Below are 13,771 nucleotides of genomic sequence, written 5' to 3' on the forward strand. Positions count from 1 at the left end.
ACGGGCGGCGGGCGTGCGGTCAGAGGCGTACCAGCTTGTCGAAGAGCCGGGCCAGCTCGGTGTCGGGGTCGGCGGTGAGCCCCGCGTGCACCGGGCCGGTCTGGACGATCGTGCTGCGCGGCGCGGTCAGCCAGCGGAACCGGCCGCCCAGCGGCTCGGCGGCGAGAGGGCCCGGCCGGTCGCCGCAGGCCAGCTCGTACGCGCTGAGCGCGTTGCGCACCCCGTCGACGTCGGCACCCGGGTCGAGGGCGCGCAGGCGGGCGGGGTCGAGCTGGACGCGGGCACACAGGTAGTCGCGCGGCTGGCAGTAGAGCAACACGCCGGCGTTGATCAGCTCGCCGCGCTCGACCTTGGGCATGACGCGGATCACCGCGTACTCGTAGACGTCTCTGGTCACCGGCTGCCTCCCCGCCAGAACTGGCCGACCGACCCGGGCCCGGACGTGCCGCGATCCTTCGCCGGGCCGCGTTTCAGCCACTCGCGCGGCCCGTGCGCGCGCCGCAGCAGATGGTCGGCGTAAGCCTCGCGCACGGCCCCCGCCGAGTCGAACCCCGGCTCGTCGTCGAGCCATTCGTCCGGCACCAGGGCCGTCACCTCGTCGAGCAGCTCGCGGGTGATCCGCCCGGCCAGGTCGTCGCCCGCGCCCTCCACGTCGGGCGCGAACGGCGCGAGCACGTGGTCGCCGGCGTCGAACACGCGCTGCGGGTCGGCCGTGCGCCAGTTGTGGTGGAACCACAGGGCCGCGCCGTGGTCGATGAGCCAGGTGTCGCGGTGCCAGACCAGGAGGTTGGGGTTGCGCCAGCTCCGGTCGACGTTGTGGATCAGGCCGTCGAACCACACCACCCTGGAGGCGAACACCGGGTCGGGGATCCAGCCGAGCGGGTCGAACCCGAGCGCGCCGGGCAGGAAGTCGATCGCCAGGTTGAGGCCGGTGCTGGCCTTGAGCAGGTCTTGGACCTCCTCGTCGGGCTCCCGGATGCCCAGCTGCGGGTCGAGGTCGATGAGCTTGAGCTCGGGGGTGCGCAGCCCGAGCCGGCGGCCCAGCTCGGCGGCGATGATCTCCGCGACGAGCACACGACGGCCCTGGCCCGCCTCGCGGAACTTCACGACGTACGTGCCGAGGTCATCGGCCTCGACGACTCCGGGCAGCGACCCGCCCTCCCGCAGCGGGGTCACATATCGGGTGGCTGCGATCTTTTCCAGCACGGCACGAGGCTATCGTCCTCGCGACCCCGTTCCGTAACCCCGGCCCGGTTCAGCCCGCCGGGGGACGGCCGGGGCGGGCGAAGGGGGCGAAGGGCTGCCGCAACGAGGCTTCGACGGCGGTGAACGCGTAGTCGAGCATGGCGCGTTCGTAGGCCGACTTCGCCTCGGCGAGCGGGCGGCCCTCGGCGGCGGCCGCGGCCAGGCGCGCGGTCAGGGTGTGGGCGTCGCGCAGCGCGACGTTCGCGCCCTCGCCGCGTCCCGGGCTCATGCTGTGGACGGCGTCGCCGAGCAGGGTCACCGCTGGCTCGTCCCAGGGGCGTACGCGTCTGGCCGAGTGGGTGCGGACCAGGAACGTCGCCTCGGGGTCGGCCTGCTCGACGATCCGGCGTACACCCTCGTGCCAGCCGGCGACCGTGGCGAGGGCGAGCCGGTGCAGGTCGGCGGGCGTGGTGTGCTCGGGCTGGGGGCCCGGGGCGGTCAGCGTCCAGGAGAAGTAGCCGGGGACGTCGGTCAGCTCCAGGCCGGGGGCGTGGCGGGCGGCGGCCTCGTCCACGGGGGTGAAGGGGCGGCAGGTGGCGACGGACAGAGCGGTGTGGTCGCCGGCGGTGACGCGGTTGAAGCTGTCGACCAGGTCCGGGGGTGTGGCGGCCAGCAGGGCGGGGGTGAGGTCGGTCCGGCCGTACAGGGCCCAGTCGAGCCGGTCCACGACGGCTTCGGGGAGGAGCTGGGCGCGTACGCGGGAGGCGACGCCGTCCGCGCCGGCCAGCAGGTCGCCGTCGGTCGTGGAGCCGTCGGCGAAGCGGGCGCGGACGGCCGCGCCGGGCAGCGGTTCGTACCGGGTGAACTCGGTGCCGAAGCGTACGTCGAGGCCGGACAGGAGGATCTCGCGCAGGGTGAGCCTGTTGACGCCGAGGCCGTCCACGCCGGGGAGCTGCGGAGGGATGTCCTTGGAGAATTTGGGGACCAGGCGGGTGTCCATGAAGGTCATGCGGGTGGCCGGGCGGATGGAGGTGGCCACGGCCAGGTCGTGGAGGTGTGCGGGCAGGCACGCCCGCAGCGCCCGCGCGCCGGTCTCCTTGAGGCTGATGCGGTAGCCCTGGGGGCGGTGGCCGGGCGAGGGGTCGCGTTCGAACACGGTGACCTCGAAGCCGGCCTGGCGCAGGCCCTGGGCCAGGGATAACCCGCCGATGCCGCCTCCCACGACGATGATGTGAGCAGAAGTGTCCATGGGTTCGACGATAAGTGATAGCTGTCGCGACAGTAAATGCCTTTGCCAGCTATTCTGGGGGCGTGACCGACGATGGTGTGCCGACGTCCCCGTTCGAGCTGGTGCTGGGCGGCGGGTCGCTGCTCGTGCAGGTGGGGCGGGAGCTCAACACCGAGACCGAACGGCGGCTGGCCCCGCTCGGGCTCACCGCGCAGCAGGCGGCGCTGCTGCTGCACGCCGCGCGCGGGCAGAGCACGCCCGGCGTGCTGAAGGGCCGGCTCGGCACGGACACGGCGGGGATGACCCGGCTGCTGGACCGGCTGGAGGCCAAGGGGCTGCTGCGGCGGGTCCGGCGGGCCGAGGACCGGCGTTCGGTGGTGATCGAGCTGACGGACGAGGGGATGGCGCTGGTGCCCCGCCTGCCGCCGATCTTCGGCGGGGTCAGCCGCCAGGTCTTCTCGGGCTTCTCGGAGGAGGAGATCGGGCAGGTCACGGGCATGCTGCGGCGGATCATGGCCAACCTGACGGAGGGCGGCGCCGCCCCGCCCACGGGGTGAACGCCCGCCACCCCGCCCCCGGCCTCGGCGGCCGGGGGCGTGGGCCTGGGTCAGAGTTTGGCGATGATCTCTTCGGCGAAGCGTTCCATGGTGGCGATCTTGAGGTCGAGGGTGTCCTCGCCGTACCGGGCCTTCTCCTCGGGGGTGGCCAGCCACCAGGGCGCGGCGAGGGTGGCGGTCACGCCCTTGGCGGCGAAGCGGCGGTAGGTCTCGGCGTCCGGCAGCACGGCCAGCGGCGCGACGATGTCGAACGGGCCCGTCCTGCCGTTCTCGTCGAGGTGGCGGCGGAGCGTGTCGAGCACCGGGTCGAGCTGCTCCTCGGTGTAGATGCGGTTGCCGAGCCAGCCGTCGCCGAAACGGGCGGCGCGGCGCAGGGCCGCCTCGCTGTCGCCGCCCACGTAGACGGGTACGGGCCCGGCCGGGGTCGGGGAGATGGACAGGGGCGGCAGGCCGTCCAGGGTGACCGTCTCGCCGGACCACAGGGCGCGCAGCTCGGGCAACATCCGGTCGAGGCGGCGGCCCCGGGTGTGGAAGTCCTGGCCGGTGCCGACGAACTCCTCCTCGCACCAGCCCACCCCGACCCCGAACGTCACCCGTTCCCGCGACAGCACGGCCGCCGTGGAGACCAGCTTGGCCACGGTGAACAGATCGCGGGCCGGGGCGATGTAGACGTTCGGCGAGAAGCGCAGCGTCGTGGTCACCGCGGCCATCGCGCCGATCGTCACCCACACGTCGGGCCAGTGCGTCTCGGCGGTCCAGCGGGGCGCGCCCGACCGCGAGTACGGGTACCGCGAGGCGAAGTCGGCGTAGAAGAGGTGGTCCGACAGCGTGAAGGTGTCGAAGCCGCAGCGTTCGGCCGCCCGCGCCAGCTCCACGTACTGGTCCGCCGGGACGAACGAGGCCCCCAGCCACATCTTCATCGGAACTCCGGGGCGACCTTGGTGGCGAACAGCTCCAGGTTGCGCTTGACCGTGTCCAGCGGGAGCACGCCCTGCTGCCCCTGCATGTACAGGCCGAACCACTCCAGGTCCGGCATCCGGTCGAGCATGCGCTGGATGCCGCGCTTGACGTCGTCGGGCGTGCCGAACAGCGCCATCTCCACGTCGTTCATGCGCTTGGCGTCGCCCTTCTCGGGGGAGATGGGCTTGTGCTTCTCGTCCTCCTTCTTGCGCAGCACCTCCAGGTAGCCGAACGGGCCGAAGAAGGCGGCGAAGTCCTTGGGGATGCTGCGCCCGAAGGTGTTGATCGCCTCCTCGGTGGTGTCCGCGATGCCGACGATCTTGAGGATGCCGGTGTGCTCGCCGAGCTTGTAGTCGCGGCCCTGCCTGGCCGACTCCTCCTGGTAGAGCTTGGCCTTGGCGGCGTGGTCGTCGGGGTTGGGGGTGAACATCCACGGCAGGATGTCCTCCTGCGCGGCCCTGATGACCGAACGGTCGGAGATCGTGAACGGCTGCCACAACTCCGGATGCGGATTCTGGTACGGCCGCGGGCAGACGGAGACGGCCTGGATCTTCCCGTCGTCGGACACCTCGCCGGGGGCCCCGAAGGTCTTGGTCCATTCCATCGCGGGCCAGCCCTCGATACCGTCGTAGGGGTACGGCACCTCGTAGTCCAGCACGTCGGACTTGTAGCGGAGGGTCTCCTGCGTCCACGCCATCTTCATGATCTTCAGCACCTCGCCGAAGACGTCGAAGTTCCGGGTGTCCGAGGCCGAGCCGTCGGACCGGGCGGCGGCCGCCTGCCAGCGCTGGCCGAGGACGTTCATCCAGCGGTTCTGGTAGCCGCGGGCCACGCCCAGCCGCAGGCGGCCCTTGCTGAACTGGTCGAGCAGCGCCACGTCCTCGGCGGCCCTGATCGGGTCCCAGGCGGGCAGCACCATGCCGAGCGGGGCGAGCAGGATGCGCTCGGTCCGCGCGGCGAGGTCGGTGAGGAACATCAGCGGATTGACCGAGAACTCCATCCCCTCCGAGTGGAAGTGATGCTCGGTCATCATCAGCGCGTCGAACCCGATCTGGTCGGCGTGGACGGCTATCTCCCGCACCTCGTGCAGCAGCCGCTGATACGACTCGGTGTCGCGTCCGATGGGACGCCGTGCCTTGGCGTTCTCCTCGGCCGCGTATCCAGAGCCTGGAATCTGCGGGTTCAGGAAGATAGAGAACTTCACCGGGAACCTCTTTCCGCGGACGTCGCCTTGCAAGCTACCCTGGAAATCTTAGCCGAGCAATCGCTTGGTTGACATGAGGAGTGCGTATGAGGCTGGGTGTCACGATGTTCGCCACGGATCTGGCCATGCCCGTCCAGGACCTCGCGGCGGCGGCCGAGGAGCGCGGGTTCGACTCGCTCTACCTGCCCGAGCACACCCACATCCCGGTCAGCCGCCGCACGCCGCCCGCCGGAGGGCAGGCCGAGCTGCCCGAGGAGTACAAACGCACGCTCGACCCGCTGGTCGCGCTCTCCTTCGCCGCCGCCGCCACCCGGCGGCTGCGCCTCGGCACCGGCATCCTGCTGGCCGCCCAGCGCGACCCGATCGTGACCGCCAAGGCCCTCGCCACCCTCGACCACCTGTCGGGCGGGCGCGTGGTGGTCGGCGTCGGATTCGGCTGGAACGTCGAGGAGATCGAGAACCACGGCGTGCCGTACGGGCGGCGGCGCGCGGTCGCCCGGCGCAACGTGCTGGCCATGCGGGCCTTCTGGCGGGACGAGGTGGCCTCCGCCGAAGGACTCGAACCGTCCTGGTCGTGGCCCAAACCCGCGCACGACCTGCCCGTCTACCTCGGCGGCGCCGCCGGGCCCAAGCTGTTCGCCCACATCGCCGAGTACGGCGACGGCTGGCTGCCGATCGGCGGCAAGGGCGTCAAGGACGCGCTGCCCGCGCTGCGCGAGGCGTGCGAGAAGGCCGGGCGGCCGGAGGCTGCCAGGGTGATCCCGTTCGGGACGCGGCCCACCAGGGAGAAGCTGGACCACCTCGCCGGGCTCGGCGTCGAGGAGGCGGTGGCCACCCTGCCGAGCGGGCCCGCGGACGTCGTGCTGCCCGTCCTCGACGAGTACGCCGCCCTTCTGGAGGCGATGTCATAATGGCGGCCTATGTCCGAGCTTCGTGCTGATGACCCGCGACGGCTGGGGGACTACCAGCTCACGCGCAGGCTCGGACAGGGCGGCCAGGGCGTCGTCTTCCTCGGCCACTCGGCGTCCGGGGCGCAGGTCGCGGTCAAGCTGCTGCACGCGAGCCTGTCGAAGGATCCCGTCGTACGGCGCAGGTTCCTCGGCGAGGCCGAGGCGGTGCGCCGGGTCGCGGCCTTCTGCACCGCCCAGCTCCTCGACGCCGACCTCGACGGCGACCGGCCCTACCTGGTCAGCGAGTACGTCGAAGGCCCCTCGCTGGGCGAGCACGTGGTCGAAAAGGGGCCGCGACGCGGTGGCTCGCTCGACCGGCTGGCCATCGGCACCGCCACCGCCCTGGGCGCGATCCACCGGGCGGGGGTCGTGCACCGCGACCTCAAGCCGGGCAACGTGCTGCTCAGCCTCGACGGGCCGCGGGTGATCGACTTCGGGGTGTCCCGGCTGATGGACGCCGCCGCCACGACCACCAGGTCGCCCATCGGCACCCCGGCGTACCTGTCGCCCGAACGTATCAACGGGGAGGCGGCCGGGCCGCCCGCCGACATGTGGGCGTGGGGGCTGACCGTGGCGTACACGGCCGGGGGGCAGCACGCGTACATGGCGGACACGTACCAGGAGATCCTGGCGCGGATCCTGTACGGCAGGCCCGACCTGCGCGGGTTGTCGGGGCGGTTGCGGGAGATCGTGGAGGCGTGCCTGGCCCCTGATCCGCGCGACCGGCCGGACGCCGAGGCGGTGCTGCGCGCACTGCTCGGGCAGGACGCCGTCACGGGCGACCCCCTCCCCTCTGGAGCCCTCGCCGCCACCACCCCCTCCCGGCCCCCCACCACGGAACCCCTCGACACCCCGACCGTCACCTACGAGCGCGCGCCTGGAACCACCCCGGCGACCACCCCCGGAACGACGCCCGGAACGACGCCTGGGAAGGCGTCCGGGGAGACGCCCGGGAAGGCGCCCGCGACCACGCCGGCGGCCGGTGGGGCCCGGCGGGTGAAGGCGTGGCAGGTGGTGGTCGCGGTCGCCGGGATCGCGATGGGGGCGGCCGGGTTCGTGTTCTGGTTGCGCGGAGCCCAAGGGCCGGGCCTGGACGGCACCTGGAAGGGAGCGGCCGAGCAGAACGTCACCCCGACGTCCGCCACCACCGGCCCACCCGCCACGTCCGCCGATCACACCCTGGACGGCACCTGGACGGGCTCCGCCGAGCACCCCTCCGCCCAGCGGGTCTTCCCGGTCGAGCTGCGCCTGCGCCCCGGCGGGTCGAGCATGCGCTGGGGCGCCGACCTGCACTGTTCCGGACGGCTCACCCCCACCAGGAGCGCCGTCGTGTACGTCCTCGACCAGGTCGAGGGCAAAGCCTGCCACCCGGGTACGGTCCGGATCGTCCCCTCGGACGACCCCAACCAGATCCTCGTCAAGGTCACCCGCTCAGGCGCCGACACCGTCTCTTACACGGGCAAGGTGTCCCGGACCTCCTGACCGGCTGTGTCACGGTCAGGCGGCGATTGCGGTGCGCACGGTTGACTGAACGCGGGCCGTTGCTTTCAGTGGAGAGCAAGTAGGGGTGGCGGCGAGGGGAGGCGCCCCGTGCCAACGGCGCAGCCGCTCAGAACGGGGGACCCGCACAGACTCGGCGACTACGAGCTCGCCGGACGGCTGGGCGAGGGCGGCCAGGGCGCGGTGTTCCTCGGTTCGAGGGGTGGGGAGAGGTACGCGGTCAAGCTGCTGCACGGGCCCGTCGGGGACGAACGCGGGGCGTTCCTGCGGGAGGTGGAGCTGGCCAAGCATGTTGCGCGGTTCTGCACGGCCCAGGTGATCGACGCCGGGTTCGACGAGGGCCGGCCGTACATCGTGAGCGAGTACGTCGACGGGCCCTCGTTGCACCGGGAGGTCTCGCTGACCGGGCCGCGCCACGGCGGCGCGCTGGAGCGGCTGGCGGTCGGCACCGCGACCGCGCTGGCCGCGATCCACCGGGCGGGCATCGTGCACCGGGACTTCAAGCCGCAGAACGTGTTGCTCGGCCCCGACGGGCCGCGGGTGATCGATTTCGGCCTGGCCAGGGCGCTGGACGCGGCGGCCACGGTGACGAACAGGGGGGTCGGCACTCCGGCGTACATGGCTCCCGAGCAGATCACCGCCTCTGCCGTGACCGGGGCGGCCGACGTGTTCTCCTGGGGCGCGACGATGTGCTTCGCGGCCAACGCGAGCGCGCCGTTCGGGCAGGACTCGGTGGCGCCGGTGCTGCACCGCATCCTGACCGCGCCGCCGGAGCTGGGACGTCTGGACGGGCGGCTGCGGGTGCTGGTCGCCGCCTGCCTGGACAAGGACGTCAGGAACCGGCCGACCAGCAGGGAACTGCTGTTCGCGCTGCTGGGCGACTCGAACGAGACCCCCGCCGAAACACCGGGGCCGCCGCCGGGTTCGGTGCCGGGCCTGCCGTCGGGTCCGCCGTCGGGTTCGGCGTACGGGTACGTGCCGCTGGTGCCCGGGCAGCGGCCGTCCGTGCCGCTGGCCGAGCCGGAGGCGACCGGCGCGGCCGATGCCTACCGCCTGCGCTCCCGGACGGGCCGCGCTCCCGACGGCCCCACCTCGAGCACCCCGGGCACTCCGACCGCCCCGGGCATGTCGGGCGGGATGGGGGCGTCGGGCGGGGGGAGGGGGCGGCGGGCTGGGTGGGGGCGCGCTGAGTGGGTGCGGGCGGGGTGGGTGCGGGCGGTCGTGGCGGTGTGCGCGGCCCTGGCCGTGACCGGGGTCGTGCTGCTCACCGTGATCGTGCCCGCGGTCTCCGGCGGCCACCGTTCCGGCCAGGCGGCGGGGGCGTTGCCGTCCGCGCCGTCCAGGTTGTCCTCGTCGTCAGCGTTGTCCCCGTCGAGCTCGTCCCCGGCGCGCCCGGCGGCGTCCGCCTCCTCGCGGCCGGTGGGCAGGCCGTCGGAGCGGGAGCGCGTACCGACCGCCGAGCCTCCCTCGGCGCGGCCGGTGACGACGGTCGCGGTGCCGTCGCTGACGGGTCTGGACCGGGCCGACGCGGCCAAGGCCGTCAAGCGCGCCGGGCTGACGGTCGGCGTGGTCACCGAGTCCGACTCGCCGCAGGCGATCGGCCAGGTGCTCGGCAGCACCCCGGCGGCCGGCACGGTGGTGGACCGGGGGAGCGCGGTCGCGCTGCGGGTGTCGGCGGGGGTGGTGGTGCCGTCCGTCGCCGGGCGGCAGCGCAAGGCCGCCGAGGCGGCGCTCGCCGCCGCCGGGCTGGAGGCCGGCGCGGTCACCCGCGCCTGCTCCGACCAGCCGGACGGCCAGGTCCTCGCCACCCGGCCCGAGGCCGGCGCCCGGGTGTCCGGCGGCGCCGCGGTGGCGCTCACCCTGGCCCGCCAGGGCGTCGAGGTGCCGTCCGTCGTGGGACTGTCCCGCGCCGACGGCAGGGCCGACCTGGTCGCGGCCGGGTTCACGGTACGGGCCCGCACCCAGGTCGTGGACGACGACTCCAAGGCGGACACCGTACTGAGCCAGAGCCTCGCCCCCGGGACCTGCGCCGGGTCCGGCGACGTGGTCGTGATCACGGTTGGCGTCGCCGCCCAGTCGGGCGGCCCCGAGGAGCCCACGCAGACCCCGACCGGCCCCGCCACCGACCCCACGGCGGGGCCGTAGCCCCTCGGCCGCCCGTCAGGGGGCGGGGAGTGGGACGGTTTCGCCGGTCAGGCGGGAGTGTTCGGCGGCCCAGGCGATGAGGTGGCTGTGCAGGCTCTCGGCGGGCGAGGAGAGGATCGGGGAGCGGTCGCCGGTCTCGACCGCGGCCAGGAACGCCGCCACCAGGCCCTCGTCGCCCCCGCCGTGCCCGCCTCCCGCCGTCCCGTCGCCCGGCGGCCGGGTGTCCAGGGTCTCGGAACGGCCGGTGACGAAGTCGTGCACGGTCAGGTGGACGCCGTCGCCGTCGATCGAGCCGCGGGTTCCGAAGATCCGGGTCTGCCGGTGCCCGGACGGGGTGAAGGCGGTCATGGTGAACGAGGCCGTCGCCCCGCCGTCGAACTCCAGGTTCACGACCTGGTGGTCGACCACGTCGTTGTCGCAGGCGTACACGCACCTGCCGTACGGGCCGGTGCGCAGGGCCTCCAGGACACCCTGTTCGGAGACGTCGTCGGTGAGCACCGACAGCGGCCAGACGTCCTGACCGGCGAGCGGCAGGTAGATGCGCGCGGCCGAGTACGGGCAGCCGGGCTCCACCGCGCAGTCGAGGCACCGGTCGGCGGCCCCGGCGGGCCGGTTCTCGGGACGGAAGTGGTGGAGGCCGCCGAAGGAGGAGACGCGGGTGACCCGCCGGCCCGTCAGGTGCACCAGCCAGTCGAGATCGTGGCACGACTTGGCCAGCAACATGAACGTGGACTCGTCGGCCCTGCGCCAGTTGCCCCGCACGTACGAGTGGGCTTGGTGCCACCAGCCGACCGGCTCCAGGTGTTGCACGCTGACGACCTCGCCGACGCGCCCCGCGTCCAGCAGCTCCTTCAGAGCCCTCGTGTACGGCGTGTACCGCAGCACGTGGCACACCGCGAACACCGCCCCGGAACGTTCGGCGGCGGCCACGATGGCCCGGCAGTCGTCCTCGGTGACCGCCATCGGCTTCTCCAGCAGGATGTGGTAGCCCAGTTCGGCCAGGCGCAGCGCGGGCTCGACGTGCTCGCGGTCCTGGGTGGCGATGACGACCGCGTCCGCCTGGCGGGGCAGGGCGGCCAGCTCCCGCCAGTCCGCGTAGCCGGTCGCGCCGGGGAAACGCGCGCGGCGGCCGTCCAGCGGGAAGATCCGCTAGAACGCCGGCGCGGACTCCAGCATGACCGCGACGACCTGCTCCTCGGGCAGGTCCATGGTCTTGACCACGCCCCACTGCAACGCCCCGAGCAGGGCCCAGCACCTGATCCTGGCCTCGGGCCCCGGGTCCGCGCCCGCGAGCTTGGCGAAGATCTCGTCCCGGAACGTGCCGACGACCGCGCGTTCGGAGTCGGGCGGCACGGTGTCGTCGGCCGCCAGGTCCTCCATGAACAGGCGGATCACCGCGCGGTGCCGTACCGCGAAGACGACCAGGGCCTCGACGAACGCCTTCCGGTCGGGGAAGCCGGTGTCGAGCAGTGTGATCATCTCGGCGGCGGCGGGGGAGAGCAGTTCGGAGGCCAGGCGGTCCTTGGGGTGGAAGTGGTAGGCGACGGCGGTCTTGGTCAGCCCGACGGCGGCGGCGATGTCGGCCAGCGAGGTGCCCGCGTAGCCGCGCTCGGCGAACAGCTCGCGCGCGGCCGCCAGGATCCGGGAGCGGGTGTCGTCGGGTGTGGTCATCGTCTCATTTCCCACGGGATCCGGAATTTCCGTTGTTCCCCGTTTTATCGTAGTCCTGTACGACCGTACAGGACGGCCGTCGGGCAGGGGCGAGGACGATGACGCGGTTTCTTGGACTGCTGGGTGGCTGGTGCGCGCGGCACGGGCGGATCGTACTGGCGTTATGGGTGGTCCTGGCCGCCGGCCTGATGGGCGGCAGCCTCGCGCTCGGCCGTCCGGTCAGCAACGACGCCTCCATCCCGGGCACCGACGCGCAACGCGCGCACGACCTCATGAAGGAGGGCTTCGGCCCCGGCTACGCCACCGGCGGAACCGTGCAGCTGCTCCTGTACTCCCCGGACGGCAAGCTCACCGAGGAGCCGCGCAAGCAGGCCGTCGAGCGCTCGGTCGCCGCGATGCGCACGATGCCGCACGTCGTGCAGGTGGACACGCCCTTCCGCAAGGGCGGCATCGCCTCGAACCTGCAGATCGGCGTGATCACCGTCAAGATGCAGGGCAACGACCCCGACAAGGCGGGCGAGACCACGCAGGCTCTGGCCGACGCCGCGGCCCCCGCCAGGGACGCCGGGCTGGAAGTGGTGGCCGCCGACGACTCCAACCCGGCCAGCAAGGAGATCAAGACCGGGCCGAGCGAGGTCATCGGGGTGATCTGCGCGCTGCTCGTGCTGGTCTTCGCGTTCGGGACGCTGGTGGCCGCGATGGTGCCGATCTTCGCCGCGCTGGTCAGCGTCGCGACCGGGCTCGGCGTGATCGGCCTGCTCGGGTACGTCGTGGACATGCCCAAGCAGGCCGGGATCATGTCCACGATGATCGGGCTCGGCGTCGGCATCGACTACGCGCTGTTCCTGTTGTCGCGGCACCGCAAGCTGCTGGCCGACGGAGTGCCGGTGGTGGAGTCCGTACGCCGGACGGTGGCCAGCTCGGGCGGGGCCGTCGTGTTCGCCGGCGGCACGGTGATCATCGCGTTGAGCGCGCTGATGCTGGCCGGGTTCCCGCTGCTGAGCACGCTCGGCTGGGTGACCGGCATCTCCGTCGTCTTCGCCGTGCTCACCTCGGTCACGCTCGTGCCCGCCCTGCTCGGGCTGCTCGGCCATCGCGTCAACGCGCTCAGGATTCCGCTGGTGCGCGGGCGTTCGTCCACCCGAGGCGGGGGCTCCGGCTGGGCCGGGCTCGGCGCGTGGGTGGCCCGCAGGCCGTGGCGGGTGCTGATCGGCAGCGTCCTCGTGCTCGCCGCGCTGGCCGCGCCCGCGCTGGCGCTGAAGCTGGGGCCCCTGGACGAGGGGTACGCGGCCAAGGACTCGCCGGGGCGGCGGGCGTACGAGCTGATGGCCACGGCCTTCGGGCCCGGCAGCAACGGCCCGCTGATCGTGGTCGCCGAGCTGCCGGAGAAGGTGTCCGGCGCCGGGGACGCGACCGTGAAGCGGATCGCGGACGAGGTCGCCGGCATCGACGGGGTCGCCCACGTGTCCGACCCGAAGGTCAACTCCTCCGGCCGCTCGGTCCTGCTCCAGACGATCAGCGACTACGCGCCGAGCGACCCGCAGGCGGCCGAGGTGGTCAGGCGGGTCAGGGACGTCTCGATCCCGGGCGTCCAGGTGCACGTCGGCGGCAAGGTGGCCGGCCTGACCGACGCCGGCGACCGCATGGCGGAACGCACCCCGCTGGTCATCGGCGTGGTCGTGCTGCTGAGCGCCCTGCTCCTGCTGCTCGCCTTCCGCGCGCCCGTCGTCGCGGTCAAGGCCGCGGTGATGAACCTGGTGTCCCTGGGGGCCGCGTTCGGCGCGCTGGCGCTGGTGTTCTCGATCGGCCTCGGCAGCGGCCTGGTCGGCATGGACGCCCCGGCGGACTCCTCCTACCTCCAGACACTGTTCTTCTCGGTACCGATCGAGAGTTACGTGCCGCTGATGTTGTTCGCGGTGTTGTTCGGCCTGTCGATGGACTACGAGGTGTTCCTGCTGACCGCGGTGCGGCAGGCCCACGTCCGGCACGGCGACAACAGCCGGGCGGTGGCCGAGGGGCTCGGCTCGACCGGACGGGTCATCACCTCGGCCGCTCTGATCATGGTCGCGGTGTTCGTGGCGTTCATCGCCTATCCGGACGCGATGGTCAAGACGTTCGGCGTGGGGCTGGCCGTGGCCATCGCGGTGGACGCGACCGTCATCCGCGGGTTCCTCGTACCGGCCACGATGGTGTTGCTCGGGCGGGCCAACTGGTGGTGCCCGCGCTGGCTGGACCGCCTGCTGCCGAACCTGTCGGTCGAGGGGCACGAGGAGGAGGACCCGGCTCCCCGGGCAGGGCGCGCGCAGGAGCCGGTGGGCGCCGGTCGCTAGGGTGCCGGATTCCGTGACGCGGCCGTCGCGGGGTCGGTCGG

At 73.0% G+C, this 13,771-nt stretch carries 12 protein-coding genes; 5 read left to right on the plus strand and 7 right to left on the minus strand.

Annotated elements, in window-relative coordinates; all coding sequences use genetic code 11:
• Window positions 1-19: 19 nt before the first annotated feature.
• Genes IEZ27_RS47405 through IEZ27_RS47410 form a run of 3 tightly spaced genes read right to left on the minus strand, consistent with a single transcriptional unit; the run spans window position 20 to window position 2,434 of the window.
• The gene (locus IEZ27_RS47405; protein ID WP_229824995.1) at window positions 20-397 is read right to left on the minus strand and encodes a DUF3037 domain-containing protein; all 378 of its coding nucleotides are present in this window, start codon (window positions 395-397) and stop codon (window positions 20-22) included.
• On the minus strand, window positions 394-1,206 hold the full coding sequence (locus tag IEZ27_RS54570) for a HipA family kinase (RefSeq protein ID WP_229824996.1): 813 nt from the start codon (window positions 1,204-1,206) through the stop codon (window positions 394-396). Before IEZ27_RS54570 ends, IEZ27_RS47405 begins: the two co-directional genes overlap by 4 nt.
• Before the next feature lie 49 nt (window positions 1,207-1,255).
• On the minus strand, window positions 1,256-2,434 hold the full coding sequence (locus IEZ27_RS47410; RefSeq protein WP_189653255.1) for an FAD-dependent oxidoreductase: 1,179 nt from the start codon (window positions 2,432-2,434) through the stop codon (window positions 1,256-1,258).
• Between the two features lie 62 nt (window positions 2,435-2,496).
• On the opposite strand from IEZ27_RS47410, the gene IEZ27_RS47415 reads away from it, so the two are divergent.
• A complete protein-coding gene (locus IEZ27_RS47415) occupies window positions 2,497-2,970 on the plus strand; it encodes a MarR family winged helix-turn-helix transcriptional regulator (protein ID WP_189653256.1) in 474 nt (157 codons plus the stop codon).
• A gap of 50 nt (window positions 2,971-3,020) precedes the next feature.
• Here the strand turns inward: IEZ27_RS47415 and IEZ27_RS47420 are convergent, their stop codons facing one another.
• The gene (locus IEZ27_RS47420) at window positions 3,021-3,890 is read right to left on the minus strand and encodes a TIGR03619 family F420-dependent LLM class oxidoreductase (protein ID WP_189653257.1); all 870 of its coding nucleotides are present in this window, start codon (window positions 3,888-3,890) and stop codon (window positions 3,021-3,023) included.
• The gene (locus IEZ27_RS47425) at window positions 3,887-5,134 is read right to left on the minus strand and encodes an LLM class flavin-dependent oxidoreductase (protein ID WP_125647318.1); all 1,248 of its coding nucleotides are present in this window, start codon (window positions 5,132-5,134) and stop codon (window positions 3,887-3,889) included. Before IEZ27_RS47425 ends, IEZ27_RS47420 begins: the two co-directional genes overlap by 4 nt.
• An 86-nt stretch (window positions 5,135-5,220) precedes the next feature.
• Between IEZ27_RS47425 and IEZ27_RS47430 the strand changes: the two genes are divergently transcribed.
• From IEZ27_RS47430 to IEZ27_RS47440, 3 genes are all read left to right on the plus strand, one after another.
• Complete coding sequence (locus IEZ27_RS47430) at window positions 5,221-6,045, plus strand: TIGR03619 family F420-dependent LLM class oxidoreductase (protein ID WP_189653258.1); 825 nt, start codon at window positions 5,221-5,223, stop codon at window positions 6,043-6,045.
• Window positions 6,046-6,054: 9 nt separating this feature from the next.
• On the plus strand, window positions 6,055-7,566 hold the full coding sequence (locus IEZ27_RS47435; protein ID WP_189653259.1) for a serine/threonine-protein kinase: 1,512 nt from the start codon (window positions 6,055-6,057) through the stop codon (window positions 7,564-7,566).
• 108 nt (window positions 7,567-7,674) lie between these two features.
• The gene (locus IEZ27_RS47440; protein ID WP_189653260.1) at window positions 7,675-9,729 is read left to right on the plus strand and encodes a serine/threonine-protein kinase; all 2,055 of its coding nucleotides are present in this window, start codon (window positions 7,675-7,677) and stop codon (window positions 9,727-9,729) included.
• 15 nt (window positions 9,730-9,744) lie between these two features.
• Here IEZ27_RS47440 and IEZ27_RS47445 read toward each other — a convergent pair whose 3' ends face one another.
• Window positions 9,745-10,875 (minus strand): Gfo/Idh/MocA family protein, encoded by a 1,131-nt coding sequence (locus IEZ27_RS47445; protein WP_189653287.1) that lies wholly within the window; start codon window positions 10,873-10,875, stop codon window positions 9,745-9,747.
• A 3-nt stretch (window positions 10,876-10,878) separates the two neighbouring features.
• Entirely contained in the window at window positions 10,879-11,400 is a 522-nt protein-coding gene (locus IEZ27_RS47450) for a TetR/AcrR family transcriptional regulator (protein WP_125647300.1), read from the minus strand.
• A 98-nt stretch (window positions 11,401-11,498) separates the two neighbouring features.
• Between IEZ27_RS47450 and IEZ27_RS47455 the strand changes: the two genes are divergently transcribed.
• Entirely contained in the window at window positions 11,499-13,730 is a 2,232-nt protein-coding gene (locus IEZ27_RS47455; RefSeq protein ID WP_189653261.1) for an MMPL family transporter, read from the plus strand.
• The last annotated feature ends 41 nt before the right edge of the window (window positions 13,731-13,771 follow it).

Origin of the sequence: Nonomuraea spiralis, assembly GCF_014648435.1 — a bacterium.
Classification (GTDB): Bacteria; Actinomycetota; Actinomycetes; order Streptosporangiales; family Streptosporangiaceae; genus Nonomuraea; species Nonomuraea spiralis.